This is a genomic window from Shewanella sp. ECSMB14102, from assembly GCF_000813075.1.
Lineage (GTDB): Bacteria > Pseudomonadota > Gammaproteobacteria > Enterobacterales > Shewanellaceae > Shewanella > Shewanella indica.
Genome location: NZ_JWGX01000121.1, coordinates 1 through 243, shown reverse-complemented (window position 1 = coordinate 243; position 243 = coordinate 1). Strand labels below are relative to the sequence as shown.

Annotated in this window: 1 protein-coding gene; it reads right to left on the bottom strand. The window is 44.9% G+C overall.

The window, feature by feature from the left end:
* Positions 1-243: immunoglobulin-like domain-containing protein (locus RC73_RS20860; protein ID WP_039036204.1), on the bottom strand; the 243-nt coding region annotated here is incomplete at both ends.

Sequence of the window (243 nt, the reverse complement as noted above, 5' to 3'; positions counted from 1 at the left end):
AAGTCACTGTATAAGTGATTTCACCACCTTCAGTGACACTAGATTTGTCTACGCTGATCTGGGCAAAAACTGTGTCGGTAGTGTCATTTACCAGTGTGGAAGCTGTGTCACTTGTATCCAGGTTTTCAAAATTACCACCTTGAGCATTATCTATACTTACGGTCAGTGTTTCTGCGTCAACAAATACATCATCAGTCGGTGCATCAACGGTGACAGTGCCTTCGGTTTGACCGGCCGCAATGG